Genomic DNA, 25,551 nt, shown 5'->3' on the forward strand with positions numbered 1-25,551 from the left:
TTGGGGAAGTCACCTCGCTCGTCTCGAAATCCAAAGCGTGATTCGAAACTACGCGGCGATTTCGGAAATCAACAAATGCGGATTCCGCCGCTTGCCGTAAATACCGCTATTCCGGGCGCAGCAGCGGGAATGTAATGGCTTCGCGAATGTTGACGCCGGTCAGCAGCATCACCAGCCGGTCGACACCGAGTCCCATCCCGCCCATCGGCGGGGCGCCGTGTTCGAGCGCGCGCAGGAAGTCCTCGTCGAGCTGCATCGCCTCGGCGTTGCCGCCGGCCGCCTTTGCCGACTGTTCGGTCAGCCGGCGCCGTTGCTCGATGGGGTCGACGAGCTCCGAGTACGCCGGGGCGAGCTCGACTCCGTTGATGATGAGGTCCCACGCCTCGGACAGCCGCGGGTCGTCGCGATGCGGTCTGGCCAGCGGCCGGACCGACGCCGGGTAGTCGCGCACGAACGTCGGCTGGATCAGCCGGTCCTCGACGAGCTGCTCGTAGAGCTCGAGCACGATCTCGCCCTCGTCCCAGTCCGGGCGCAATGCGACGTCTCGCGACGCCGCGAGGCGGATGAGCTCCGCCTTGGGCGTCTCGACCGTCACCTCGGTCCCGAGCGCCTCGCTGATGGCGCCGAACACGGTGACGGTCTGCCACGGCGCGGTGAGGTCGATGTCGGTGCCATCGGACCCGCGTACCGTCGTCGTACCGAGCGCGGTCGCCGCGTCGAGCACCAGCTCGCGGGTGAGCTCGGCCATCGTGTCGTAGTCGCCGTACGCCTCATATGCCTCGAGCATCGTGAACTCGGGGCTGTGTGTCGTGTCGACGCCCTCGTTGCGGAAGATCCGGCCGATCTCGTAGACCCGCTCGACGCCGCCCACGACGAGACGCTTCAGCCACAGCTCGAGCGCGATCCGCAGATACATCGGAAGGTCGAAGGCGTTGAGATGCGTCTGGAACGGCCGCGCCGACGCCCCGCCGTGCAGCGTCTGCAGGATCGGGGTCTCCACCTCGACGTAGCCACGGGCGTCGAGCGTAGCGCGCAACGACCGCAGCACCGTCGCCCGGGCATGGACGAGCTCGCGGGCGTCGGCGTTGACGACCAGGTCGAGGTAGCGGCGGCGAACCCGCTCCTCGTCGTCGGAGATCCCGGCCCACTTCTCGGGCAGGGGCCGCAGTGCCTTGCTCGCCATGCGCCACGCGCCGGCCATGACCGAGAGCTCGCCTCGCCGGCTCGCCACGACTTCCCCGTCGACGCTGACGTGGTCGCCGAGATCGACGTCGCGCTTCCAGTCCTCGAGCCGATCCGCGCCGACGCGGTCCAGCGACAGCATGACCTGCAGGTCGTCGGTGCCGTCGCGCAAGGTCGCGAAGCAGAGCTTGCCGCCGTCGCGTTTGAGTACGACGCGGCCCGCGATGCTGACCTGCTCGCCGGTCTCGGTGTCGGGAGCGAGGTCGGGATGTGCCGCGCGGATCGCCGCGTTGGTCGTGGTGCGCGGCACCTTGACCGGGTAGCCCTCCGCGCCCGCGGCTTGCAGGCGGGCGAGCTTCTCGCGACGGATCAGCTGCTGCTCGGACAGGGCGTGGTCCCCGGCCGTCGCGTCGCCGTCGCTACCGCCTTCGAGCCTGGACATCGCAGTGGAGTATTTCAGGCGCAGTTGCGCTCGAAGACGAGCCGCAGACCGATCAGCGTGAGGTCCGGCTCATGCTCGGTCACCGTCTCGCACTCGTCGATGACCAGTGACGCGAGGCCGCCGGTCGCGATGACCACGGGATCGGCGTCCATCTCCTCGCTGATCCGCCGGACCAGGCCGTCGATCTGGCCGGCGAAGCCGTAGACCATTCCCGACTGCAGCGCCTCGACGGTGCTCTTGCCGATCACCGCGCGCGGCCGGGCCAGCTCGACCTTGAACAGCCGTGCACCACGTGCGGCCAGGGCGTCCACGGAGATCTCGATGCCAGGTGCGAGCGCTCCACCCAGGAACTCGCCCTTCTCACTGATGACGTCGAAGTTGGTCGAGGTGCCGAAGTCGACGACGACCGCCGGCCCGCCGTAGAGGTGGAAGGCGGCCAGGGAGTTCACGATGCGGTCGGCACCGACCTCACGCGGGTTGTCGTACATCAGCGGGACGCCGGTCTTCACGCCGGGTTCGACGATGACCGCCGGCACCTGCGCGTAATAGCGCGCGAACACGCCGCGCAGCTCGTGCAGGACGGCGGGCACCGTCGAGCAGGCGGCGATGCCGTCAGGTGACGGCGAGTCCGACAGCAGGCCGCGTAACAGCAACGCCAGCTCGTCGGCGGTCGCCCGGGTGTCGGTCTTGATCCGCCACGACTCGATGAGCCGCTCGCCGTGGAAGCAGCCGATGACGGTGTTGGTGTTGCCGACGTCGATCGCCAGCAGCACCCGATCCGCCGGGCTGTCCCCCACGACTCCGGAACCCGTCAGTTGCCGGCGACTGCGGCGCCGTAGACGGCGTCGCCGCGCACCGCGTCCATCCCGGCGAGCGCCTCCGCCGGGTCACTCCCGGTCCCGACGATGCGATTCTCGGAGTCCACGAACACGACACGCGGGCTGAGCTCACGCGCTTCGGCGTCGGTCACCGTGCAGTAGCTGATGATGATGACGAGGTCGCCTTCGTGGACCAGCCGCGCCGCCGCACCGTTGATGCCGATGACGCCGCTGCCGCGCGGACCGGCGATCACGTACGTCTCGAGCCGCGATCCGTTGTTGATGTCGACGATCGCCACCTGCTCGCCGGGCAGCAGATCCGCCGCGTCCATCAGATCCTCGTCGATCGTGACCGACCCGACATAGTGCAAGTCGGCCTGCGTCACCGTGGCGCGGTGCAGCTTGCTCTTGAGCATGGTGCGGAACATCTAGGTCTCCTTCAGCCCAACGCGGGTGCCGAGGCGTACGTCCATATTGTCAATCAATCTGGTGCCGCCGACGCGGGCGGCCACCAAAATCTTTCCGAACCGGGTTCGGTCACGCGGCGGCTGCCAGGTCTCGGTGTCGACGATCGCGAGGTAGTCCACGACGATCCCCGGCGCGGCGTCGAGCACCGCATGCGCCGCGTCGAGCACCGCCTCGGCGCCCTCGGCCTGGCGCTCGACACCGGCGGCCAGCGCCTTCGACAGCGAGAGTGCGGCGGCTCGCTCGCCGGCGCTGAGGTATCGGTTGCGGCTCGACATGGCCAGGCCGTCCGGCTCCCGCACGGTCGGTACGCCGACGATCTCGACCGCGCGGCCTTGGGCGGCGACCATCCGGCGGATCACCGCGAGCTGCTGGGCGTCTTTCTCTCCGAAGACCGCCACGTCGGGCCGGACCAGGTCGAGCAGCCGGGAGACGACAGTCACGACGCCGTCGAAGTGCCCCGGCCGATGCGCGCCTTCCAGCACCGTCGCGAGCACGCCGGCCGAGACGGCCGGCACCTGCTCGTCGGCCGGATAGACCTCCTCCACCGCAGGAGCGAACACGACGTCGGCGCCGTGCGCCGCGCAGACCACGAGATCCGCGTCCAACGTTCGTGGGTAGCGGTCGAGATCCTCTCCGGCACCGAACTGCTTCGGGTTGACGAAGATCGTCACGATCACGTGGTCGGCGTGCTCGCGCGCGACGTCCATCAGCTGCGCGTGACCGTCGTGCAGCGCCCCCATGGTCATCACGACCGCGACCCGACCGGGCAACGCCGCCCGCGCCGTACGAAGCTGCGCCCGGCTCGACGCGACGACGACGTCGCTCATGACTGCTTCCGGGTGGCGAGCGCGTCGAGCAGGTCGGCGGCCTTCTCGACGTCGAGCAGGCCCGCCGCGAGCGCACGTCCCGCCGTGAGTCGCGACAGCGCGACGTAGGCGTCGACCGTTTCCGGTGCACGTTCAACAAGGGTCGACAAGTGGACGCTGACGGTCCCGGCGTCACCGCGCGCGACCGGACCGGTCAAGGCGCGGTCGCCGCTTCGCAAGGCGTTGTCGAGCGCCGCTCCGAGAAGTGGGCCCAGCATTCGCTGCGGCGCTTCGACGCCCGCGGCGCTGAGCAGGTCGGCCGACTGGCTGACCAGCGTGACCAGCTGGTTCGCGCCGAACGCCAGCGCGGCGTGGTAGAGCGGGCGCAGCTCCTCGGCGATCCACGACGGCTCGCCCCCCATCTCGAGGACGAGGGTCTCCGCGACCGGCCGCAGCACCTCGTCACTGGTCACGCCGAATGCCGCGCCGTCGAGGCGTTGCAGATCCACCTCGGTGCCGGTGAAGGTCATCACCGGGTGGAGCGCAAGCGGCAACGCCCCGACCTCTGCCAGTGGGTCGAGCAGCCGGATGCCGTGCGCCCCGCTGGTGTGCGCCACCAGGCTGCCGCGGCGTACCGCGCCGGCGGCGGCGAGGCCGCCGACGAGCGGGCCGAGCGAGTCGTCCGGGACGGCGAGCAGCAACAGGTCGACTGCCGCCGCGACCTCGTCGGGCGGCCGGATCGCCACGCCCGGAAGCAGAGCGTCGGCGCGACGACGGCTGGCATCGGAGACCGCGGCGACCGCCTCGACGCGGTGACCGGCCCGGGCGAGCGCGGCCCCCAGCACCGCGCCGACCCGCCCGGCGCTGATCACACCGACCGCGAGCCGGGCAGGCCGATCCGCTGGCGTCGTCATGAGGGTGTGTTCCAGTCCTGTGAGGGTCCCGGACGCAAAGATCGTACGCCGTACTGTTCGGCTGGTGACGACTCGTTGGCGTACCTGGCGCGAAGCGATGACGGACGCGCTCTACGGCGACCGGGGCTTCTACACCGTGACCGGGGTGGCGGCGCGCCACTTCCGTACGGCGGCGCACACCGGATCGACCTGGACCGATGCGATCGCCGAGTTGGCCGGGCGGGTGGACGACGCGCTCGGCAACCCTGACGACTTCACCGTCGTCGACGTCGGCGCCGGCGCAGGCGAGGTGCTTGCCGGACTCGCGCAGGTCGCACCGGCCCGATGGTCGTTGACCGGCGTCGATGTCGCAGACCGGCCCTCCGAGCTGCCGACGCGAGTCGGCTGGCAGCGCCAGTTCCCCAACGCGGTCCGAGGTCTCGTGGTCGCCCTCGAGCTGCTCGACGTCATCCCGGTCGACGTCGTCGAGCTCGGCGACGACGTACCGCAGATCGTGGAGGTCGACGAGGACGGCACCGAGCGGCTCGGCGCCCCCGCCTGCGCCGACGACCGCGACTGGCTCGCCCGCTGGTGGCCGCTACGACTGCGAGGTGACCGCGCGGAGATCGGGGCGCCCCGCGACCGTCTGTGGCGAGAGCTCACCGACGGCCTCGAAGCCGGACTCGCCGCCGCGGTCGACTATGCCGCCAACCCGCAGGAGCACGTCGCCGGCACGTTGTCCGGCTACCGCAACGGCCGTCATCGGGACCCTGTCCCCGACGGCTCCATGGACCTGACCGCACACGTGTTGTTCGAGTCGATGCGGCGCGACGGCGATCTGCTGCTCACCCAGCGCGAAGCGCTTCGCCGGCTCGGTGTCGACGCGAGCCCCCCGGAGTACGACGCCGATCCCAGCCACTACCTCGCCGAGCTCACCCGTGCCACCGAGGTCGCCGAGCTGCTCAACCCCGAGGGGTTGGGCGGCTTCACCTGGCTGCTTCACCCGGTCGGCATCGCGCCGCTACCGCTCGGGTAGCGGCCAGCCGTGCGTGAGCCGGTACTCGCGGTCGACGCTCTTGGGGACACACATCGTCCAGGCGTCGACCAGCAGCTCGTGGAGCTCGTCGAGCGCGATGACGGCCAGCCGGCCGTGGACCCAGTTGTAGCGGAGGTCAGCCGGCCGAGGCAGCTGGAACTTCTCCGGCTCGGACGCGACGAGCCCGTCCCGCTCCTGCTTGGGAAATGCGAAGCCCAACAGCTCCTCGTCGCGGGAGACCCCTGCGTAGACGATGCGCCCGATGCGGTAGCGGGCACTGCCACGGACGAGGCCGAGAGTCGTGCGCGGCAGGGTGAGACAGAACTCCCGAACCTCCTCGCCGGACGCCATGGGCGCAAGCGTAGGGATCACCGGGGACGCCCGCGCGCGCCGCTACGTCGCGAGTCCGGCGCGAAACGCCCATGCGACCGCGGCGGCACGGTCGCTCACGTCGAGCTTGCTGAAGACGTTGTTGACGTGCGTCTTCACCGTCGCCTCGGTCACGAACAGTCGCGCTGCGATGTCCCGGTTGGACAGCCCTTGCGCCATCAGCTGCACCACCTCGGTCTCGCGTTCGGTGAGCGCGCCGCCCGGCGGCACCGGGCTCTCCCCCGGTGTCGCGGGCGCGGTACCGGAGGTGACCAGCTCGACAAGCCGCTCCTGAACCGTTGCGTCCAAGCGCGTACGGCCGGCAGCGGCGTCGCGGATCGCCTTCTCGATCTCCTCGGCACTCGCGTCCTTGGTGAGGTAGCCGCGCGCGCCCGCGCGGAGAGCCGACATCACCGACTCGTCGTCGGCGTACGTCGTGAGGACCACCACCTCGACCTCAGGCGCCCGTGCCCGCAGCCGTCGCGTAGCCTCGACGCCGTCGACGCGCGGCATCCGCAGGTCGAGCAGAGCGACGTCGGGGTGCTGGTCCTCGACCGCGGCGACCGCCGCCTCGCCGTCGGCGGCCACGCCCACCACCTCGATGCCGTCCATGAGTCCGAGCATCAAAGTGAGGCCCTCCCGGACAAGGGTCTGGTCGTCGGCGAGCACGACGCGAATCACGACACGCTTGCCGCAACGAGCGGCAGTCTCACCTCCACCACGTACCCAGTGTCTCCGGGACCGGCACTCACGCTGCCGCCGGCGAGCTCGGCGCGTTCGCGCATCCCGCGCAGCCCGTTGCCGGCACCTGCCGCTCGCGGCGTCTCGGCGCCTTTGCCGTTGTCACTGACCCGCAGCACGGCCTCGTGGGGCTGCCAAGCGAAGGAGACGTCGACCTCGGTCGCCTGCGCGTGCTTGACCACATTGGTCAGCGCCTCCTGCGCGGCACGAAACACCGCCACGCGCGCCTCCGCTGCGAGCTCGCCCGGCGTACCGGTCTGCGCGAAGTGCACGGTCAGCCCGGTGTCGCGCTCGAAGTCCGCGACGAGCGCCGGCAACCGAGCGGGGCCGGGCAGGGCGTCATCGCGCAGCGTGCCGACCGCGTCCCGCGCCTCGACCAGACCGGTGCGCGCGAGGGCGACCGCACGGTCGATGCGCTCCAGCACCTCTGCGTCGACGTCGCGCGACTTGGCAAGCACGCGCGTCGACTCCAGATGCAGCGACAGGCTCGACAACGTGTGGGCAAGCACGTCATGGAACTCGCGGGCGAGCCGGGCACGCTCTGCCGCGATCGCGTTTCGCTGTTCCGCCTCGCGACTGTCGCGAAGCTCGTCGGAAAGCTCGCGGTTTCGCCAGTTCGCCCGCACCGCCCGACGTCGGAACGCCATCGCCGTACCCAGCCCGAGGGCCCCGGCTGCCTGGCCGAGCCCGCCGAGCGGGTCGTAGCGCCCGACGTACGCCGTCGACAGGCCGACCGCGACGACACCGAGGCTCGCGGGAATCAGACTCCACGGCAGGCGGTACCAGTACATCGCGACGAACACCGCCGTGTAGCCGCACAGATAGACCTGGGTGTGACCACTGAGAACGTTGAGCCCGGCGCCAGCGCCGACCATCAGGCACATGGCGACGATGTCCTTCCAGTCACCAATGCGGCGATGGGTGAAGCTCGTCGCCGCGGCAACCACCAACGCCATCAGCCCGAGACTGAGCACGACGTAGCCGGTCGACAGACCGCCGAGCCCGGTGACGGTCTCGACGACCATGAGGATCGCCAGCAGGTTGCGCAGCACCAGCCGCGCCGACCCCGGCCAGTGCTGGGTCAGCAGCGGATCCATCCTGTCCGGCCCGCAGTCACTCGGCGTGCAGTCCGTTCGTCCGCCCATGAAGGGACGGTACGGCGCGGAGGTCGGGCCGCACATCGGTCGGCAGGTGGACAGCGATTGTCCACCCGGGCTCCACCCGACGGCCGAGGAACTCGCTGGATCGGGGTTAGTACCGTCGCATCGGTCAGCCCAGCCGTACTGATGAAAGGTCATCGCGAATGCCAGCGATCCTCGTGGAGGACCTCCGCAAGAGCTACGGGGCGGTTCACGCCGTAGCGGGTGCCAGCTTCACCGTCAACGAGGGTGAGTGCGTGGCTCTGCTCGGCCCGAACGGGGCCGGCAAGACGACCACCCTCGAGGTGCTCGAGGGCTACCTGCCCCGCGACGGCGGGCGAGTCGAGGTCCTCGGCGTCGACCCGCAACACGCCACCCGTGCGTGGCGCGAGCAGATCGGCATCGTGCTGCAGGGCACCGCCGTCGACCCGTACCTGACCGTTCGCGAGACGCTGACCCGCAGCGCCGGGTTCTATCGCGCGCCGCGCGACGTCGACGAGGTCATCGAGCTGGTCGGCCTCGCCGAGAAGAAGGACTCCCGGATCAACAAGCTCTCCGGAGGTCAGCAACGCCGGCTCGACGTCGCCTACGGGATCATCGGAAACCCGAAGCTGCTGTTCCTCGACGAGCCGACGACCGGGTTCGACCCTTCCGCGCGCCGCGGCGCTTGGGACCTCGTGAAGGACCTGCGAACGCTCGGGACGACCATCATCCTGACCACCCACTACATGGACGAGGCACAGGCGCTCGCCGACAACATCGTGGTGCTCGGAGGCGGCCGGGTCGTCGCCACCGGGACCCCGGACTCGCTCGGCGGTCGAGACACTGCCGCACTCCAGATCCGGTTCCGCCTGCCGTCGGAAGTGGACCCGGCGAGCCTGCCCGTGCCCGTGACGGTCGACCACCACGGGTTCTGCGAGGTCACGACCACCGACGACATCAGAGTCCTCAACACCCTCACCGGCTGGGCGCTGAAACAACGAGTGCCGCTCGAAGGGCTGGTGGCCAGCCGGCCGAGCCTCGAGGACACCTACCTCGCCCTCGTCGGCCACGACGTACTCGACGAAGCACTCACCCCAGCGACCAGCGGAGCAAGCTCATGACAGACATCGCACTCGTCGGCACCCAGATCCGTTACGAGCAGAAGAGCTACTGGCGCAACCCGCTGGCGGCAGGCTTCACGTTCCTGTTCCCGCTCGTGCTCTTCTTCATCCTGGTCGGCGTCACGAAGGGCTCGACCGACACCAAGGATCTCGGCAAAGGCGTGCACCTTGCGCAGTACCTGACGCCGAGCGTGCTCAGCTACGCCGTGATGAGCGCCTGCTTCATGTCGGTGGCGATGACCCTGGTCCGCCAGCGCGAGGCCGGGGTGTTGAAGCGACTGAGGGGTACGCCGGCGCCCTCGTGGGCGGTCATCGGAGGGGTCATCGGAAACGCGGTGATCGTCGCGACGGCGTTGTCCGCGATCAGCATCGTGTTCGCGGTCGTCGCCTATGGCGTGTCGTTCCCGGCCAAGGACATCCTGCCGACCGTCGTGACGATCGCGTTGGCCGCCGTCGCGTTCTGCGCGCTCGGCGTTGCGATCTCCTCGGTGATCCCGAACGTCGACTCCGGCCCGGCAATCGTCAACGTCCCGTACTTCCTGCTGGTGTTCATCTCCGGCACGTACTTCCCGATCAGCGGGACGATGGCGCACATCGCCGCCTGGCTCCCGCTGCGGCCGTTCATCGTCGCGCTGTACTACCACGGCGCCTTCTCGCCGCTGAACTCCGGCAGCGCGTGGGCCTGGCACCAGTTGGGCAGCCTCGCGCTGTGGGGCATCGGGTCGACGATCTTCGCGGTACGCCACTTCCAGTGGACGCCGCGGAAGGGATGACGAGACTCACCGTCTCGACCGGTCGGCTGGAGACCGCCGACGCCGTCTTGACCCTCGCACCGCAGCACCCCGCCGCGCACGGGGTGCTGCGGCTTGCGTTGTCGGTCGAAGACGGTGCGGTGGCGACGGCGGAGCCGATCGTCGGCTACATGCATCGCGGCGCCGAGAAGCTGTTCGAAGTCCGCGACTACCGCCAGATCCTGGTGCTCGCGAACCGCCACGACTGGTTGTCGGCGTTCGGCAGCGAGCTCGGCGTCGTGCTCGCGGTCGAGCGGATGCTGGGGATCGAGGTACCGGCCCGTGCGGTCTGGGCGCGCATGCTGCTCGCCGAGCTCAACCGGGTGCTCAGCCATCTGATGTTCCTCGGGGGCGCCACGTCCGGGATCGAGCCGGGTTCGCCGGCTGCCGCCGCGTTGTCGGCCCGGGAGCGGATCCAGCAAGTCATGGAGGAGGCCACCGGCGGCCGGATGCACTTCATGTTCAACCAGGTCGGCGGGCTCAAGGCCGACCTGCCCGAAGGGTGGCTGGGACGCGTCCGGGAGGCAACGGCCGCCGTATTCGACGACGTGGCCCGGCTGTCGGCGCTCGTGCGCGAGGACGATCAGTTCCGAGCCGCCACGCGAGGCGTCGGCGTCCTCGATGTCTCGGACGCCGCGGCGTACGGCGTCTCGGGTCCGGTCGCACGCGCCAGCGGTCTCGACATCGATCTGCGCCGGGACGACCCCTACCTCGCGTACGCCGAGCTGCCGCCTTCGCTCATGCGGGTCGTCACCCGCAGCGACGGCGACGCGCTGGCTCGCTACGAGTGCCTCGTCGAGCAGATCGAGGTCTCCCTCGCCATCACCGACCACTGCATCGACGTACTTCACGAGCTGCCGCCCGGGCCGATCGACGTACGGCTGCCCAACGTCGTCCGCACTCCGGAAGGCGAGACCTACGCGTGGACCGAGAACCCGCTCGGTGCCAACGGCTACTACCTGGTCTCCCGGGGCGAGCGGACGCCGTGGCGACTCAAGCTGCGCACCGCGTCGTTCAACAACGTGCAGGCGCTGGGCGCCGCCCTGCCGGGAACGCGCATCGAGGACCTGACCACGGCCCTCGCAAGCTTCTTCTACGTGATCGGCGACGTCGACAAATAACCCCCACCCCGGTTCGAAGTAGCACACAACCAGCCGCCGGAACCGGACAGCGAACCACCAACCGGCACAAACCGAGGCGGGTTGTGTGCTACTTCGAACGTCGGAAGAGCTAGCTGAGCTCTTGCTGGACGAACTGGTCCGCCACCTGCTGCGAAGTGCCCTTGTCGACCACGACGGCCTTGTTCAAGGCGACGAGGGTGGACTGGTCGAGCTTGGCCGACACGGCGTTGAGGGCGTTGGCCGCAGCACCGCTCGACAGGGACGCCTGGACGAGCGGCACGATGTTGTCCGACGCCTGCAGGTCCTTGTCGTCGGTGAGCACGGTCAGGCCGAGACCCGACAGGTCACCGTCGGAGGAGAAGACCAGGCCGACCTGCGCCTTGCCGCTCGTGAGCGCCTTGCGAGTCAGCGGCCCGTCCTCGTCGGTCTGCTGGAAGTGCGCGATCTTCATGCCGTAGGTCTTCTCGAGCCCGGGTTCGCAGAACGACCGGGTCGGGCACTCCGGCGGACCCGCGAGCGTGAGCGGGTGACTCTGCGAGTACGTCGCGAGCTGCGAGAGCGTGCTGATGTTGTTGGCGGTCGCGAACTTGGTCTGGACGGCGAAGGCGTTGCGGTCGGTCGCCGTCGCGGGGTTCAACACCGCAAGCGATGACGGCAGCTCGGCCTTCAAGTTGTTGATCGTCGTGGTGATGTCGCCTGACGCCTTGCTCGGCGCGTTGGCACCGTTGTTCGCGTCGTTGATGAAGTCGGTGAGCGTCGCGGCGTACTCCGGGATGACCTGGATCTTGCCCTTGGTCACGAGCGGGTAGTACGCCTCGCGGCTGGCGAAGGTCTTCTCGCTCGCGTCGTAACCGCAGCCCTTCAGCACGTCGACGTACACGTCGGCGAGGGTGATGTTCTCGGCGAAGTTCGAGGCGCCGACGAGGATCTTGCCGCTGCCGGACTGGCCGCCGCAGTACGCCGGCAGCGACGACGCCGACGGCGTGGATGATGACCCGGAGTTGACGGCGGCGTTGCCGCCGCTGCTCGAGGAGCCGCAAGCGCTGGCGCCCAACGCGACCGCGACGCCGGCCGCGGCCAACGCGATCGAAGACGAACGAGTACGACGGATTGCCATCCGAACCTGCCTTCTGTGTCCCGCGACGGCTCGGCCATCGCGCGTGTCTGGCGGGTCGGGGCCCGCATCAGCACAACTTTAAGCACCAGCTAGGACAAAAGCGGCTGTCTCGACCCGAATCGACGCCGTACCGAGACCTGAACTCGTTTCAACAGCGCATCGAGCGCCACGGCTGTCACGGCAATCACAACCACACCGCCATAGACCTCGCCGTAGTACTGCGTCGCGTAGCCGACGGTGATCAGCTGACCGAGCCCGCCGCTGCCGACGATGGCCGCGATGGTCGCGGTCGCCCAGATCTGCACGGCGGCGAGCCGGATCCCGGTGGCGATCAGCGGAATCGCCAGCGGCAGCTCCACCGAACGCATCACCTGCACGCGAGTCATCCCCATGCCGATCGCCGCGCTCGTCGTCTCGGCGTCCACTTCACGAATGCCCGTGTAGGTGTTCGTGAGGATCGGCGGCAGCGCGAAGATCACCAAAGCGATGACTGCCGGCTCGGTCCCGATGCCGATCGGTCCGATGGCCAGCAGCAACATCACGCCGACGATCGGCACCGAGCGCGCGCCGTTCGCGACGCTCGTGACCACCACTCCGCCGCGACGCCATCGCGACAGCAAGGCCGCGAGCGGGATGCCGATCACGCAGGTGATCCCGAGCGAGAGCGCGGAGATCCAAAGGTGCTGGACGAACAGGTGCACCACGCCCGCGGTCCCGTTCGAGCCGCCCACCCAGCTCGACTTCGTGGTGAACCAGGTCGTGAACTGGTGCCAGGTCGAGTTGTCGACGTTCTCGGGCAGCACGACTGCCGGGTTCATGCCGCCACGCCCCGACGCCACGGCGTGATCAGGCGTTGTACGACGAGCAGCACCGCATCGGCGAGCAGCGCAAGCAGCACGGTCAGCAGGATGTAGGTCGTCATCTCGGTGTGCGACCGGTTGGAGAACGCCTCGAAAATCTTCGAGCCGTAGCCGCCTTGGCCGACGTACCCGCCGATCACGACCAGCTCGATCGTCGAGACGACCGCCAACCGAATCCCCGCGAAGATCGTCGGGAGCGCGATCGGCAACCTGACCCGCAGGAAGATCCGCAAGCTGGACATGCCCATCCCGCGCGCCGCGTCCACCGCCTCCCCGTCGACCTCGTCGAGTCCGGTGAGGATGTTGCGTACCAGGATCACGAGTGAGTACGACGCCAGCGGGATGATGACGGTGAGACTGCTGAGCTCGAAGAACTTGATCATGGCCACCACGAACGCCAGCGACGGGATCGCGTAGATCGCGGTGCACAGGTTGAGCACTGTCGTTCGCAGCCATTCGCGCTGACGAGCGAGCGCAGCGACCGGAATCGCGATCAACAGCCCGAGGGCGACTGCCTCGACGGTCAGCGTGACATGCGTGCGCGTGGCCGAGAGGATGGCGTGACTGTTCGCCGTGATGTAGTGCCAGCTCAGCCAGGGATCACCCTGCTTGTGAAACGTGAAGCCGCCCGGGAGGCGCATCCGTGAAACGTAGCGCTCCCCATCGCGCCGATCCGGGTCAAGCGATGATCTCCCTCGACGGCGTCGGCAAGACCTACCCCGACGGCACCGTCGCGGTGCACGAGCTGTCCTTCGACGTCTCCCCCGGCGAGATCGCGGTTCTCGTCGGGCTTTCCGGGTGCGGCAAGACCACGACGATGCGAATGATCAACCGGCTCGTCGAGCCGTCGTCCGGGACGATCACCGTGGCCGGCGAGGACGTCTCGCGGATCGACCCGGTCGAGCTGCGCCGACACATCGGCTACGTCATCCAGCAGGTGGGGCTGTTCCCGCACCAGACGGTTGCCGCCAACGTCGCGACGGTGCCGAAGCTGCTCGGCTGGGACCGCACGAAGACGAAGGCGCGGGTGAACGAGCTTCTCGAGCTGGTCGGCCTCGACCCGGCCACGCACGCCAAGCGCTACCCGCATCAGCTCTCCGGCGGCCAGCGGCAGCGCGTGGGCGTGGCGCGGGCACTTGCCGCGGACCCACCGGTCCTACTGATGGACGAACCGTTCGGCGCCGTCGACCCGGTCGCCCGCGATCGGCTGCAACAGGAGTTCCTGCGTCTTCAGGAGCAGGTCCAGAAGACGGTGGTGTTCGTCACCCACGACGTCGACGAGGCGATCCGGCTGGGCGACCGGATTGCGGTGATGCGCGAAGGCGGCCATCTCGAGCAGTACGCCGCGCCGGCCGAGGTGCTGGCCGACCCGGCAACACCGTTCGTCGCGGAGTTCGTCGGAGCGGAACGAACCCTGCGCCGCCTCTCCGTCGTGCCGATCTCGCCGTCGCGACTGGTGACCTGGCCGACGGTGCACCCAAACGCGACGTTGGCGGAATGTGCCGCGGTGATGGACGCCGCCGACGCGCAGTGGGCTGTCGTCGCCGACGGCTCACCGACGGGCTGGCTGTCGCGAGCAGCCGCGCACGGTGACGGCGTCGCGTATGACCACGCCGAAGCGGCTGCGCCGGTGCAGGTCGGCGACCAGTTGGAGAAGGCACTCGCGGCGATTCTGGCAGGCAACGCGCCGGGCGCCATCGTCACGGCCGACGGTCAGTACGCCGGCGTGCTGCTCGCCACCGACATCGTCACCGCGGCCCGGGCGCGCGGCTGAGGGCTAGGCGAGCAGGTAGTCGATGTAGCGAGCCCGCAACATCGACTCGTCCTCGTTCGGTCGCCGCCCGAGCAGCTCGCTCACGGCGTCGATCGCACCGCGGATGCTCTCTCCGAGGCCACCGGCCGAGCCGTCGTCCGCGCCGATCGCTTCGCTGGCCCCGAGGTGCTTCACGAGGTCCCAGAAGAACCCGATGTCGTGGGCGTGCTCAGCCTTGCTGAACGCCCGCTCACGCAGCTCGCTCGTCGAAAGCGCGTCAAGAGCGTCGAAGTCGGCAGACATGCTGGGGAGCCTACTTTTCGTCGTCTTCGACCGGCGGCACCCGGCCGGTCCACTCGAGATACAGCGCCGCGGCGATGACCGCGAGACCGGCCGCCACTCCCACCGCCGACGTCCTGACGTCCTGGTGAGCCGCCGTCGAGTGGACCTGTACCACCCAGCCGAGGAACCCGGCGTACGCCCCGGCCGCGACGGCGCCGCCAACCGATGACGCCTTGGCAAGTGCCACCAGCCGCGCGACGACCAGCGGATCGATCGCCCTTGTCCCCGGCCTGCGGTCGAGCCGTGCTTTGGTCAGCGAAGCCGTGTAGCCCTCCGCGATCGCCAGCACGAACAGCGACGCCTGCGCGTAGATCGTCGGCGACGGCAGGTCGGTGTAGTAGGAGCGGGTGATCAGGTACGCCACGAGACCCGCGACCACCCCGAGGCCGACGAGCACGTACCACCTCGTCGGTCTCATCGCGGAGCGTCACCGACTCGACGTACGTCGGCCGCTGCGATGTGCTCCACCAACGCCCGCACCGATCCGACCCTCGGCAGCTCGGCGACCGGGTCGATCTCCAGCCACGGCACGAGCACGAACGCCCGTTCCCGGGCTCGCGGGTGGGGCAGCGTCAGCCGCGGATCCTCACTGACCTGGCCGTCGACGTCGATCACGTCCACGTCGAGACTGCGCGGCCCCCACCGTCGAGACCGCAGCCGGCCGGCAGCCGTCTCCGCCGCTTGTGCCGCGACGAACGCCGACTCGGCGTCCGAGGTGCCCAACGTCGCGACCAGGTTGAGGAAGTCCGGCTGGTCGGTAACCCCCACCGCTGCCGTCTCGTAGACCCCCGACACCTCGACGATCGGCAGGTGCATCGACAACACCGACAGGCCGCGGCGCAGCTGCCCGAGCCGATCTCCGAGATTGGAGCCCAACGACACCACGGCCGTCATGACCGGGCAGCCATCAGCCGCGCGCCCGGGTGATCGTGATCGTCACGTCGTCGACGTTGACGCCGGTGGGCGCCTCGGGCTTGTGCACCGTGATCTCGACCGCGCTCACGCCATCCACCGACAGACAGACGTTCGCCAGTCGCTGGGCGAGGGTCTCGATGAGATTGACCGGGTCGTTCTCGATCGCGGCGAGCAACCGCTGAGCCAGCCCGGCGTAGTCGACCGTGTCGCCGAGGTCGTCGCTTGCCGCGGCCGCGCTGGAGTCCACCGACAGCACCGCGTCGACGACGAAGTGCTGGCCGTCGCGCCGCTCCTGCGCCAGTACGCCGTGATAGCCGTATGCCCTGAGCCCGCGCAGCGCGATCTGGTCGCTCATCGTCCGGATTCCCACCCGTGCCGTGCCGTCTCCGCGACGACGCGGACCGCGTCGGCACTCGGCCGGGCGCGATGCACCCGCACGCCCCACACTCCCGCCGCCGCGGCCAGCGTGGTCACAGCCGTCGTCGCATCGTCGCGCGCCACGGCGTCACGCGGGCCGGCGTCGGTGGCGAGCAGCGTGCCGAGGAAGGACTTGCGACTGGCCCCGACGAGCACCGGGAACCCGAGCCCGACGAGGGCGTCGAGGTGCGCCAGCAGCTGCCAGTTGTGCTCGGCCTTCTTCGCAAAACCGATGCCGGGATCAATGACGATCGCGTCAGGTGCCACGCCGGCCGCCATCACGGCGTCCACCCGGGTCCGCAGCTCGCCGCAGACCTCGCGCACGACATCGTCGTACGTCGCATGGGCGTACATGTCGGCGCTGTGCCCACGCCAGTGCATGACGACGTAGGGCATGCCGACGTCTGCCATCAACCGCGGCAACGCCGGATCGGCCAGACCGCCGGAGACGTCGTTGACCAGACGTGCCCCTGCCCGCATCGCGGCAGCAGCGACCTCGGCGCGCATCGTGTCGATGCTGACGAACAGACCGGCCTCGCTCAATGCGCTGACGACCGGCAGGACGCGGCGCAGCTCCTCCGCGCACTCGATGCGCGCCGCGCCGGGCCGCGTCGACTCACCGCCCACGTCGACGAGGTCCGCGCCGTCCGCGGCGAGCGCCAACCCGTGGGCGATCGCGGCGTCGACGTCGAAGTGAAGACCGGAGTCGCTGAAGGAGTCCGGCGTGACGTTGACCACGCCCATGACCGCGGTGCGACCGAGGTCGGGCAGGCCCCCCATCGTGCCTAGCGCTTGCCGGCCACTCAAGCGGTGGTGCCGGGAGCCTGACGACGGGTCGTGCGCTTGGTCGGCGTCGGCTTGTCGGGGTCCTTCGCGGTGCGGTTGGCGCGGCTGCGGGAGCCGGCCGCCGACCGCGAGCCGTTGCGGCCGTTCGCCGACTTTGCACGAGAGCCGTTGCCGTTGGTGAGACCGGCGACGTCCTTCGGACCCATCAGTGCCAGCTCGGCAGGGGTGAGGACGGGCTTGCGGTTGTTCGGCGCCTTTCGCGCAGTCACGATCTGGCGGGCCGGTCGCTTGTCGACCGCGGCGAAGATCTCCTGAAGATCCGCCTTCGACAAGGTCTCCTTGTCGAGCAGCTTCAGCACCATGTCGTCGAGCACGTCGCGGTACTGGACCAGGATCTCCCACGCCTCGTCGTGCGCTCGCTCGATCAGCTCGCGCACCTCGTCGTCGATCAGGGACGCAACCTCTTCGGAGAAGTCCCGCTGATGACCGAGGTCACGGCCGAGGAACACGTCACCCTCGGTCTGCCCGAACTTCAGCGGGCCGAGCTTCTCGCTCATGCCGTAGGTCATGACCATCGCGCGCGCGGTGGCGGTGGCCTTTTCGATGTCGTTCGACGCACCCGTCGTCGGCTCGTGGAAGACCAGCTCCTCGGCGGCTCGCCCGCCAAGGGCGTAGGCGAGCATGTCCATCATTTCGGAGCGGGTCTGGTTGTACTTGTCCTCTTCCGGGAGGACGAGCGTGTGTCCGAGCGAGCGGCCACGGGCGATGATGCTGATCTTGTGCACCGGGTCGGTGTTGGGCAGTGCCCACGCCACGAGCGCATGGCCGCCCTCGTGGTAGGCGGTGACCTTCTTCTCGGCCTCGCTCATGACCCGCGTCTTGCGCATCGGGCCGGCGATCGCGCGGTCGATCGACTCCTCGAGCAGCCCCGTCGTGATCTGCTTGGCGTCGGTACGCGCGGTGAGTAGCGCAGCCTCGTTGATGACGTTGGCGAGGTCGGCGCCGGTGAAGCCCGGCGTACGGCGGGCGATGACCGCGAGGTCGACGTCCGGCGCGAACGGCTTGCCCTTGGCGTGGACCCCGAGGATCGCCTTGCGGCCTTCGAGGTCGGGGCGGTCCACGACGATCTGGCGGTCGAAGCGACCTGGGCGCAGCAGCGCCGGATCGAGGATGTCCGGCCGGTTCGTCGCGGCGATGAGGATCACCCCGCGGTTCACGTCGAAGCCGTCCATCTCGACGAGCATCTGGTTCAGCGTCTGCTCGCGCTCGTCGTGCCCACCACCGAGGCCGGCGCCGCGGTGACGGCCGACGGCGTCGATCTCGTCGACGAAGATGATGGCCGGCGCGTTGGCCTTCGCCTGCTCGAACAGGTCCCGCACGCGGGAGGCACCGACGCCGACGAACATCTCGACGAAGTCCGAACCCGAGATCGAGTAGAACGGCACGCCCGCCTCGCCGGCAACCGCGCGTGCGAGCAGCGTCTTGCCGGTGCCGGGCGGGCCGTAGAGCAGCACGCCCTTGGGGATCTTCGCGCCGATGGCCTGGAACTTGGCCGGGTTCTCGAGGAACTCCTTGATCTCCTGGAGCTCCTCGATCGCCTCGTCCGCGCCCGCGACATCGGCGAACGTGGTCTTCGGGGTGTCCTTGCTCACCAGCTTGGCGCGGGCCTTGCCGAACTGCATGACACGGCCGCCGCCGCCCTGCATCTGGTTGAGGAAGAACAGCATGACCCCGACGATGATCACGATCGGGAGCAGGTTCTCCAGCAGCGTGATGAACAGGTTGCCGTGGTCGACCTTGACGTTGGTGTCGGTGACACCCGCGGTCTTGAGCTCGTCGTAGAGGGTGTCGTCGTAGTGCAGCGAGTACGACGACTGGATCTTGCTGGCGCCGTCGACCTGGTGGTCGCCGCTCAGCGTGACCTGGATCTCCTGCTCCTTGTCGAGCAGGTTCGCCGAGGAGACCTCGTGGGCGGCGATCGCCGCCTCGACCTTCGGCAGCGGCTCGGTCTTGTAGCTGCCGCCCGCGGTCGCCACCTCGAGCAGCCCGAAGACGACGAGGATCAACAGGACAACCCAGAAGATGGGGCCCCGGAAGGTCCGTCGAAGGTTCATGGCTCCTGCTCGACGCGTGATTTTGGACGGGCCACGCCCAGAATCAGGCGCTTCCCCCGCTCATACGAAGGTACACCGGTGCCTGCGGCCCCGTCGCGCGCTCGATTCGCCTGTTACTAGTGGGAATAAACCTCGGGACGCAGGGTGCCGACGTAGGGCAGGTCGCGGTATCGCTGGGCGTAGTCGAGCCCGTAGCCGACGACGAACACGCTCGGGATGTCGAAGCCCATGTAGGCGACGGGCACCTCGACCTGGGCCGCCTCCGGCTTGCGCAGCATCGCGACCACCTCGACCGACCGCGGATGCCGCGACTTGAGGTTGCGCAGCAGCCAGGACAGCGTCAGGCCGGAGTCGATGATGTCCTCGACCACGATCACGTCGCAGTCGGTGATGTCCCGGTCGAGGTCCTTGAGGATCCGTACGACGCCGGACGACGAGGTGGCCGCGCCGTACGACGAGACCGCCATGAACTCCATCGAGACAGGGATGGTCAACGCCCGGGCGAGGTCCGCCATCACCATGACGGCCCCCTTGAGGACCGCGACGAGGACGACCTCCCGACCGGCGTAGTCGGCGTCGATCCGCGCCGCCAGCTCGGCGACCTTCGCGGCGATCTGCTCGGCCGAGACCAGGACCGACTCGATGTCGGGATGCAGCGCGACGGGAGGCACGGCAGCCTCGTCCATGGGGTGCAACACCTCGACGGGGAGCAGCGGCGCGGTCATCGAAACGAGAGCCTGTCACACGCGCGCGAGGCCTCCAAGCCCCCGGGTAGGGTCACCGGGCCCTGACCTTTCCAGTCGACGACCAGCGCCTCGATCGCCTTGACATGAGAGGCCGTCAGCGCACTCGCCGATGCGCCCGCGGCAATCGCAGCCCGGCGGATCACTCGCCGCCGGATCGCGGCCGGGAGCTCGCCCAGCACGTTCACGTCGCTGGGATCGCGGACCGTCGCCGCCCATGCGTCGAGGGCATCGGCATCGGCCCGCAGCAAGGTGGCGGTGCGGGCCAGCGCCTCGGCCACGCCGGGCCCGAGCACGTCCTCGAGGAGCGGCAGGACGTCCGAGCGAACCCGGGACCGGGTGAAGCGAGGGTCGCTGTTGTGCGGGTCCTGCCAGGGCTCGAGTCCCCACGCGGCACAAGCCGCCACCGTCGTACTGCGGCGTACGCCGAGCAGTGGGCGGATCAGCAGACCGCGACGTCGCGGCATGCCGGCCAGCGAGCGTGCGCCCGACCCGCGACCGAGCCCGAGCAGCACCGTCTCCGCCTGGTCGTCGAGCGTGTGGCCAAGGGCGATCGCCGATGCGCCCACCCGCGCCGCGACCTCCTCGAGCGCGGCATGGCGAGCCTGCCTCGCTGCACCCTCGGGGCCGAGACCCCGGGCGTGCACCGACACCGTGACCACCTCGACGGGGTCGAGGCCGAGCTGCGCACAGGCCTTCGCCGCGCGGCTCGCCTGCTCGGCTGAGCCGACCTGGAGTGCGTGGTCGACGACCACCGCCCCGGCGCGCCGACCGCTACGCGGCGCTTCGGCGGCGAGCGCCGCGGCGAGGGCCAGCGAGTCCGGTCCGCCGCTGCACGCGGCCAGCACGACCGCCTCGGCGGGCAGCTCGTCGAGGCAGCGACGTACCGCCTTGCGTACCTCGGCGACGGCCGGGTCCATCTTCATGTCCGAACGGCAGCCCGGTTACGCCGTGGCGGCGCGATGTGCACCGGTCCGGTCGAGCCAGAGCTTCGGCTCGCGGATCTCGGCGCCGGTCGGCAGCAGGTCAGGCGCGGACCACACGACGTTGAGACCTGCCATGCCCGCCTGGTCGAGCACCGCACGCACGAACGCGGCGCCCTCGGCGTACTGCTTCAGCTTCATCTCCAGGCCCATGACGCGACGCAGCACCTTCGCCAGCGGACCGGCCTCACGGCGGCGTGCGTCGAACCGCGCTCTGATCGTCTCGACCGTCGGGATCACCGATGGGCCGGCGAGGTCCATCACCACGTCGGCGTGCCCTTCGAGCAGGCTCATCAGGCCGGTGAGGCGATCGAGGATCTTGCGTTGCTCAGGGGTCTGCACGATCTCGACCAGACTGACGTCCTCCTTGCCGCGGGCGACGTCGACGAGACCGGACAGCAGCTTCTGTAGCCGGGCGAGGATCGCGGCGGTGTCGAGCTCGGAGGCGAGCAGGAAGTCGCGCATCAGCCCCTGGACATGGCCGTGCAGCCACGGCGCCGCGGCGAACTGGGTGCGATGGGTGACCTCGTGCAGGCATACCCACAGCCGGAAGTCGGCGGGGTCTACCTGCAGCGCCCGCTCGACGGCGACGATGTTCGGGGCGACGAGCATCAGCCGGCCCGGCACCCGCTCGTCCGGCGAGCTGCGAGGCGGACCAAGGAGCTCGAACTGGCCGAGCACCCGGGTGCCGAGATAGCTCAGCAGCACCCCGACCTCGACGCCGGTCAGCTTCGATCCGACGGCGGCGACCGCCGGGCTCGGCGCCTTCATCCCGCGTTTTTCCAACAGCGCGTCGATCAGCGGGTCGGCGAGCAGCTGGAAGCTGTCGACGTTCGCCCGGATCCAGGCGGGGCGGTCGACGACGACGGTGGTGGCGCTGCCGGCCGCGGCGTCCAGTCCGGTGACCTTCGCGACGTGCTCGTCTGCCCGCTCGGCCTTCGCGCGCAGGTCCTCGACGACACCGACGGCATCGGCGAGCGGGATCTTGGGGCCAGGAGGCACCAGCCTCGTGCCGGTCGCCGCTGCAAGCTGCCAGTCGACGACGCGCATGCTCATGTCTCCAGTGTGCTCGCGATCCGGTCGAGGCCGGCTTCGACGTCGGTCTCAGCGTCCGGGCCGGAGGCCATCAGTGCGAACGCCAGCAGGTTGCCGGAGGCGTCGGTGACCAGCCCGGCGAGGGTGTCGACGCCGGTCAAGGTTCCGGTCTTCGCGCGGACCACACCCGCTCCGGCAGCCGTCGTCTTTCCGCGGTAACGGTCGGCCAGCGTGCCGGTGAAGCCGGCGACCGGCAGTCCCTCGACGATCGGACGCAGCGCCGGCTCGGTGGGCGAGGCCGCCGCCCGCAGTACGTCGACGAGGGCGACCGGGTCGAGCCTGTCGTCATGCGACAACCCGCTGGTGTCGTAGAGCGTGACGTCCGCAGCGGACACGCCGTACCGAGCAACGTCCCCCGTCACGGCCTGGGCGGCCCCGCTGAAGTCAGCCGGTAGTCCCTGCGCGGCCGCAACGGCACGGCCGAGCGCCTCGGCCAGGTCGTTGTCGCTGTCGGTCAGCATCCGCTGGACGAGCTCCGCCAGCGGTGGCGAGGAGACGCTGGCCAGCGGACGCGCGGTCGGCGGGGCGGTGGCGGCCTCGATGGGACCGTTGACCTCGACGCCGTCCGCCCGCAACAGGTCGGCGAACGCCTGCGTTGCTTGCGCTGCCGGCGTCGGCGTGCGCTCGGAGTCGAAGTCGGCTGTGTGCAACCGCCCCCCGTCCAGCTCGAGCGCGCTCGGCGGGGTGACATCGCCCTCGGTCACATAGTTCGGCTGCCAGCCTCGCGCTGCGGGCGGTCCGCTCCAGGCCGAGGTGTCGACCCGCAGCCGCACCGGCGTACCGGGGGTCAGGCCTGCCGCGGTCTGCTCCGCGAGATCGGCCAGCGAGGCCGGTCGCGGGTACGCCGGGATCGCAGTCGAGGTGTCGGTCCGCACCAAGGTCGGGTCGCCACCGCCGACGAGATAGACGGTGTCACCGGCCCGCCGCGTCGACGTCGTGAACCGGAAGTCCGCACCGAGGGTCTGCAGCGCCGCGGCAGCGGTCAGCAGCTTGGTGGTCGAGGCCGGCGCCATCTCGGCCCGCGGACTCATCGACCACAACGTGGCTCCGCTCGAGACATCGACCACCTCCCCGGCCAGCTGTTCCCCGGTCGGGAAGCGCGCCAGCGCGGGGCGCACGGCAGCGGTCACCGTGGAACGGGCCGGAGCGGCTGAGCTCGCCACGGCGGACAGCACCGGCGCACGGGTGGGAGCGGCGCTCGCGGCGGCCGTGGGCGCAGCTGACGGGTGTTTCGATTCGTACCGCACCGCGACCACCGCGCCTACGGCGACAGTCACCACGGACGCCGCCGCGAGGGGCGCGACACGGCTCCAACGCACGTCTTGGCACACTAATCGGCAACATCGACCGTCTATCGAGGGAGCCTCGCGTGGAGTTCGACGTCCTCATCGAGATCCCCAAGGGTCACCGCAACAAGTACGAGGTCGACCACAAGTCGGGCCGGATCCGGCTCGACCGGACGCTGTTCACCTCGACGCAGTACCCGGCCGACTACGGCTTCATCGAGGACACCCTCGGCGAGGACGGGGACCCCCTCGACGCGATGGTGCTGCTCCCCGAGCCCACCTTCCCCGGTTGTCTGATCATGTGCCGCGCGATCGGGATGTTCCGGATGACCGACGAGAAGGGCGGGGACGACAAGGTGCTCTGCGTACCGGCCAACGACCCGCGGCAGGAGCACCTCCGCGACATCCACCACATGCCCGAGTTCGACCGGCTGGAGATCCAGCACTTCTTCGAGGTCTACAAGGATCTCGAACCCGGCAAGAGTGTCGAGGGCGCGACGTGGGTGGGCCGCGCCGAGGCCGAGGCCGAGATCGCCGCTTCACGGCAGCGGCTGATCGCCCACGGCGGCCACCCCTAGGCCCGCCGACCCCGGCCCCCTAGGCCACCGCCGCCTTGTTCGAAGTAGCACACGAAGTCCGCTCGAGCCCCCCGTTTCGTCCCACGCTGTCCGGTTCGACGAGCACCTTGTGTGCTACTTCGGGAGAAGGGCGGGGACGTGCGACCGCCCGCCGTACCGGGGAAAGCCGTACGGCGGGCGGGGTCGCAGCCAGGTGTTACGCGGTCTTGGAACGACCGCCCACCGAGATGTTCAGGCCGAGGTTGCTGATCACCTGGCGGATGAACTCGCCCATGCCGACCAGCACGACGCCGGTGGCGACCGGGTTCATCCAGTCGGCGCGAAGCGGCTGACCGAACGCGCGGAACACCGAGTAGTTCAGCGCCCACGACACCAGGATCGCGACGCCGACGCTGACGGTCGTCGTGAGGGCCTTCGGGGTCTTCACGGGCAGGATCTCGCCGAGCACCTCGCCGACCACGGCCAGCGCAAGTGCGAGGCCTGCGAACACGACGAATGCGTACATCGGATCACTCCATCTCTCGCGACACATCGGCGCGTCGCGTCACATGGTTGGACTCCGGCCGCAACGCTCGGTTACCAAGGATTTCCAGCGACTTGCTACGCGGCGGTAACCGACGCGACTGAAAGGAGTCGAACGGAGCAGATGGACGTCGACCCGGCTCTGGTTCGGGCGTGCCAGCGCGGCGAGCGCGGTGCGCTGGACGAGCTGATCCGAGCGACGTACGCCGACGTCTACCGACTGGCCCGGCGAATGCTCGCTGATCCTGACGAGGCCGCCGATGCGACGCAGGAGGTGTTCATCCGGGTGATGCGATCGGTCGTCGGGTTTCGCGGTGACGCCGCATTCGGCACCTGGCTGCACCGGGTGACCGTCAACGTGTGTCTCACCACGCTGCGCAAGCGCTCCAAGTCGCGCGAGACCGGGGTGGTCGCGGGACGTACGCCGTTTGCGATGCCCGACGACGCCGCTCCCATCGCCGGGGCCGAGGCGCTGCCCGACGAGCGTGCCGCTACGGCCGACCTGGCGCGACGCAGTGAGCAAGCGCTCGCGACGTTGCCCGAAGAGGCGCGGACCGTCGTCGTGTTGCGCGACATCGAGGGGTTGTCCACCAAGGAGGTGGCAGACCTGCTCGGCGTCACCGAGAACGTGGTGAAGGTGCGGCTGCATCGGGCGCACGCCCGGCTGCGCACGTTGGTCCTCGGGGACGATCCAGCGGCCGCAGGAGGTGCTGCTTGATGGACGACGACAAGCTGCCTCGGTTCTGCCGGGAGACCCGCTCCCAGCTACCGGCGCTCGCATCAGGGGAGCTGACCGGCTGGCCGCTGCACGTCGTACGCGCACATCTGCGACGCTGCGCCGAGTGCACGAACGAGCTGGCTCGACAGCAGGAGCTGACCGCGGCGTTGTCGTCGCTGCGCGAGACGCCGGTCGAGCCGCCGCCGGGACTGCTCGGCGACCTGCTCGCCCGCGCCGACCAGCGCGGGGTGCGTGAGCGTGCCGCGGTGCCTGCGCGCGGCGCACTCAGCGGTGCGCGACCTGGGCTGTCGGTTGCCTTCCTGACGGTCGGTGCGGTCGCGTCGACGGGAATCGGCTACGGCATCTGGCGCGCCGCCTCGGCCTTGCACCGCCGACGAGCGGACGGCACGTAG

Annotated in this window: 30 protein-coding genes; 8 read left to right on the forward strand and 22 right to left on the reverse strand. The window is 69.6% G+C overall.

The features are described 5' to 3' along the window. Nucleotides 1-106 precede the first annotated feature (106 nt). The 5 genes from lysX to VG899_14185 are packed head-to-tail and all read right to left on the reverse strand — an operon-like array spanning nucleotide 107 to nucleotide 4,630. Nucleotides 107-1,624, reverse strand: coding sequence for a bifunctional lysylphosphatidylglycerol synthetase/lysine--tRNA ligase LysX (gene lysX / locus VG899_14165; protein ID HWA67502.1), 1,518 nt, complete (start codon nucleotides 1,622-1,624; stop codon nucleotides 107-109). 14 nt (nucleotides 1,625-1,638) lie between these two features. Continuing rightward, on the reverse strand, nucleotides 1,639-2,397 hold the full coding sequence (locus VG899_14170) for a type III pantothenate kinase (GenBank protein ID HWA67503.1): 759 nt from the start codon (nucleotides 2,395-2,397) through the stop codon (nucleotides 1,639-1,641). 38 nt (nucleotides 2,398-2,435) lie between these two features. Then, nucleotides 2,436-2,870 (reverse strand): aspartate 1-decarboxylase, encoded by a 435-nt coding sequence (gene panD, locus VG899_14175; protein HWA67504.1) that lies wholly within the window; start codon nucleotides 2,868-2,870, stop codon nucleotides 2,436-2,438. Beyond that, nucleotides 2,871-3,737: a pantoate--beta-alanine ligase gene (panC, locus tag VG899_14180; protein HWA67505.1), complete on the reverse strand. Its 867-nt coding sequence runs from the start codon at nucleotides 3,735-3,737 to the stop codon at nucleotides 2,871-2,873. Beyond that, on the reverse strand, nucleotides 3,734-4,630 hold the full coding sequence (locus VG899_14185) for a DUF2520 domain-containing protein (GenBank protein ID HWA67506.1): 897 nt from the start codon (nucleotides 4,628-4,630) through the stop codon (nucleotides 3,734-3,736). Before VG899_14185 ends, panC begins: the two co-directional genes overlap by 4 nt. Nucleotides 4,631-4,694: 64 nt before the next feature. On the opposite strand from VG899_14185, the gene VG899_14190 reads away from it, so the two are divergent. Beyond that, on the forward strand, nucleotides 4,695-5,645 hold the full coding sequence (locus tag VG899_14190) for an SAM-dependent methyltransferase (GenBank protein HWA67507.1): 951 nt from the start codon (nucleotides 4,695-4,697) through the stop codon (nucleotides 5,643-5,645). On the opposite strand, the gene VG899_14195 is transcribed toward VG899_14190, so the two are convergent. From VG899_14195 to VG899_14205, 3 genes are read right to left on the reverse strand one after another with little or no spacing between them, the layout of a single operon-like run. Continuing rightward, complete coding sequence (locus VG899_14195) at nucleotides 5,631-5,996, reverse strand: MmcQ/YjbR family DNA-binding protein (protein HWA67508.1); 366 nt, start codon at nucleotides 5,994-5,996, stop codon at nucleotides 5,631-5,633. The two genes, VG899_14190 and VG899_14195, sit on opposite strands and share 15 nt — an antisense overlap. Before the next feature lie 42 nt (nucleotides 5,997-6,038). Then, on the reverse strand, nucleotides 6,039-6,695 hold the full coding sequence (locus VG899_14200; GenBank protein ID HWA67509.1) for a response regulator transcription factor: 657 nt from the start codon (nucleotides 6,693-6,695) through the stop codon (nucleotides 6,039-6,041). Continuing rightward, nucleotides 6,692-7,900 (reverse strand): sensor histidine kinase, encoded by a 1,209-nt coding sequence (locus tag VG899_14205; protein ID HWA67510.1) that lies wholly within the window; start codon nucleotides 7,898-7,900, stop codon nucleotides 6,692-6,694. Before VG899_14205 ends, VG899_14200 begins: the two co-directional genes overlap by 4 nt. A gap of 158 nt (nucleotides 7,901-8,058) precedes the next feature. Between VG899_14205 and VG899_14210 the strand changes: the two genes are divergently transcribed. Genes VG899_14210 through VG899_14220 form a run of 3 tightly spaced genes read left to right on the forward strand, consistent with a single transcriptional unit; the run spans nucleotide 8,059 to nucleotide 10,909 of the window. After that, nucleotides 8,059-8,997, forward strand: a complete 939-nt coding sequence (locus VG899_14210) for an ABC transporter ATP-binding protein (GenBank protein HWA67511.1) — start codon at nucleotides 8,059-8,061, stop codon at nucleotides 8,995-8,997. After that, a complete protein-coding gene (locus VG899_14215; GenBank protein ID HWA67512.1) occupies nucleotides 8,994-9,770 on the forward strand; it encodes an ABC transporter permease in 777 nt (258 codons plus the stop codon). The genes VG899_14210 and VG899_14215 overlap by 4 nt, the downstream gene beginning before the upstream one ends. Beyond that, nucleotides 9,749-10,909: a hypothetical protein gene (locus VG899_14220; protein ID HWA67513.1), complete on the forward strand. Its 1,161-nt coding sequence runs from the start codon at nucleotides 9,749-9,751 to the stop codon at nucleotides 10,907-10,909. Before VG899_14215 ends, VG899_14220 begins: the two co-directional genes overlap by 22 nt. A gap of 109 nt (nucleotides 10,910-11,018) precedes the next feature. Here VG899_14220 and VG899_14225 read toward each other — a convergent pair whose 3' ends face one another. The 3 genes from VG899_14225 to VG899_14235 all read right to left on the reverse strand — a co-directional run bounded on the left by VG899_14225 (nucleotide 11,019) and on the right by VG899_14235 (nucleotide 13,527). Continuing rightward, entirely contained in the window at nucleotides 11,019-12,026 is a 1,008-nt protein-coding gene (locus VG899_14225) for an ABC transporter substrate-binding protein (GenBank protein ID HWA67514.1), read from the reverse strand. An 89-nt stretch (nucleotides 12,027-12,115) separates the two neighbouring features. Beyond that, on the reverse strand, nucleotides 12,116-12,844 hold the full coding sequence (locus tag VG899_14230; protein HWA67515.1) for an ABC transporter permease: 729 nt from the start codon (nucleotides 12,842-12,844) through the stop codon (nucleotides 12,116-12,118). Further along, entirely contained in the window at nucleotides 12,841-13,527 is a 687-nt protein-coding gene (locus VG899_14235; protein HWA67516.1) for an ABC transporter permease subunit, read from the reverse strand. The genes VG899_14230 and VG899_14235 overlap by 4 nt, the downstream gene beginning before the upstream one ends. Before the next feature lie 44 nt (nucleotides 13,528-13,571). Between VG899_14235 and VG899_14240 the strand changes: the two genes are divergently transcribed. Continuing rightward, complete coding sequence (locus VG899_14240) at nucleotides 13,572-14,660, forward strand: betaine/proline/choline family ABC transporter ATP-binding protein (GenBank protein ID HWA67517.1); 1,089 nt, start codon at nucleotides 13,572-13,574, stop codon at nucleotides 14,658-14,660. Nucleotides 14,661-14,663: 3 nt separating this feature from the next. Here VG899_14240 and VG899_14245 read toward each other — a convergent pair whose 3' ends face one another. The 10 genes from VG899_14245 to dacB all read right to left on the reverse strand — a co-directional run bounded on the left by VG899_14245 (nucleotide 14,664) and on the right by dacB (nucleotide 23,353). Next, nucleotides 14,664-14,942 carry a hypothetical protein gene (locus tag VG899_14245; protein HWA67518.1) on the reverse strand — a complete coding sequence of 93 codons (279 nt, stop codon included), beginning with the start codon at nucleotides 14,940-14,942 and terminating at the stop codon, nucleotides 14,664-14,666. A gap of 10 nt (nucleotides 14,943-14,952) precedes the next feature. Then, on the reverse strand, nucleotides 14,953-15,399 hold the full coding sequence (locus VG899_14250) for a DUF3180 domain-containing protein (GenBank protein HWA67519.1): 447 nt from the start codon (nucleotides 15,397-15,399) through the stop codon (nucleotides 14,953-14,955). After that, nucleotides 15,396-15,875 (reverse strand): 2-amino-4-hydroxy-6-hydroxymethyldihydropteridine diphosphokinase, encoded by a 480-nt coding sequence (gene folK, locus VG899_14255; GenBank protein ID HWA67520.1) that lies wholly within the window; start codon nucleotides 15,873-15,875, stop codon nucleotides 15,396-15,398. Before folK ends, VG899_14250 begins: the two co-directional genes overlap by 4 nt. A 13-nt stretch (nucleotides 15,876-15,888) precedes the next feature. After that, on the reverse strand, nucleotides 15,889-16,251 hold the full coding sequence (gene folB / locus VG899_14260) for a dihydroneopterin aldolase (GenBank protein HWA67521.1): 363 nt from the start codon (nucleotides 16,249-16,251) through the stop codon (nucleotides 15,889-15,891). Further along, nucleotides 16,248-17,093, reverse strand: a complete 846-nt coding sequence (gene folP, locus VG899_14265; protein HWA67522.1) for a dihydropteroate synthase — start codon at nucleotides 17,091-17,093, stop codon at nucleotides 16,248-16,250. Before folP ends, folB begins: the two co-directional genes overlap by 4 nt. 23 nt (nucleotides 17,094-17,116) lie before the next feature. After that, on the reverse strand, nucleotides 17,117-19,213 hold the full coding sequence (gene ftsH / locus VG899_14270) for an ATP-dependent zinc metalloprotease FtsH (protein ID HWA67523.1): 2,097 nt from the start codon (nucleotides 19,211-19,213) through the stop codon (nucleotides 17,117-17,119). Nucleotides 19,214-19,329: 116 nt separating this feature from the next. Continuing rightward, the gene (gene hpt, locus VG899_14275; GenBank protein ID HWA67524.1) at nucleotides 19,330-19,899 is read right to left on the reverse strand and encodes a hypoxanthine phosphoribosyltransferase; all 570 of its coding nucleotides are present in this window, start codon (nucleotides 19,897-19,899) and stop codon (nucleotides 19,330-19,332) included. A gap of 35 nt (nucleotides 19,900-19,934) precedes the next feature. Further along, nucleotides 19,935-20,882: a tRNA lysidine(34) synthetase TilS gene (gene tilS / locus VG899_14280; GenBank protein ID HWA67525.1), complete on the reverse strand. Its 948-nt coding sequence runs from the start codon at nucleotides 20,880-20,882 to the stop codon at nucleotides 19,935-19,937. A gap of 18 nt (nucleotides 20,883-20,900) precedes the next feature. Then, nucleotides 20,901-21,995 carry a zinc-dependent metalloprotease gene (locus tag VG899_14285; GenBank protein ID HWA67526.1) on the reverse strand — a complete coding sequence of 365 codons (1,095 nt, stop codon included), beginning with the start codon at nucleotides 21,993-21,995 and terminating at the stop codon, nucleotides 20,901-20,903. Further along, complete coding sequence (dacB, locus tag VG899_14290; protein HWA67527.1) at nucleotides 21,992-23,353, reverse strand: D-alanyl-D-alanine carboxypeptidase/D-alanyl-D-alanine-endopeptidase; 1,362 nt, start codon at nucleotides 23,351-23,353, stop codon at nucleotides 21,992-21,994. The genes VG899_14285 and dacB overlap by 4 nt, the downstream gene beginning before the upstream one ends. A gap of 50 nt (nucleotides 23,354-23,403) precedes the next feature. On the opposite strand from dacB, the gene VG899_14295 reads away from it, so the two are divergent. Then, entirely contained in the window at nucleotides 23,404-23,898 is a 495-nt protein-coding gene (locus tag VG899_14295) for an inorganic diphosphatase (GenBank protein ID HWA67528.1), read from the forward strand. Nucleotides 23,899-24,094: 196 nt separating this feature from the next. On the opposite strand, the gene VG899_14300 is transcribed toward VG899_14295, so the two are convergent. Next, nucleotides 24,095-24,403 (reverse strand): hypothetical protein, encoded by a 309-nt coding sequence (locus tag VG899_14300; protein ID HWA67529.1) that lies wholly within the window; start codon nucleotides 24,401-24,403, stop codon nucleotides 24,095-24,097. Nucleotides 24,404-24,544: 141 nt separating this feature from the next. Between VG899_14300 and VG899_14305 the strand changes: the two genes are divergently transcribed. Beyond that, nucleotides 24,545-25,138 (forward strand): sigma-70 family RNA polymerase sigma factor, encoded by a 594-nt coding sequence (locus VG899_14305; GenBank protein HWA67530.1) that lies wholly within the window; start codon nucleotides 24,545-24,547, stop codon nucleotides 25,136-25,138. Then, nucleotides 25,138-25,551 (forward strand): zf-HC2 domain-containing protein, encoded by a 414-nt coding sequence (locus VG899_14310; GenBank protein HWA67531.1) that lies wholly within the window; start codon nucleotides 25,138-25,140, stop codon nucleotides 25,549-25,551. The genes VG899_14305 and VG899_14310 overlap by 1 nt, the downstream gene beginning before the upstream one ends.

It is taken from the genome of Mycobacteriales bacterium (genome assembly GCA_035550055.1).
Classification (GTDB): Bacteria; Actinomycetota; Actinomycetes; order JAFAQI01; family JAFAQI01; genus DASZTV01.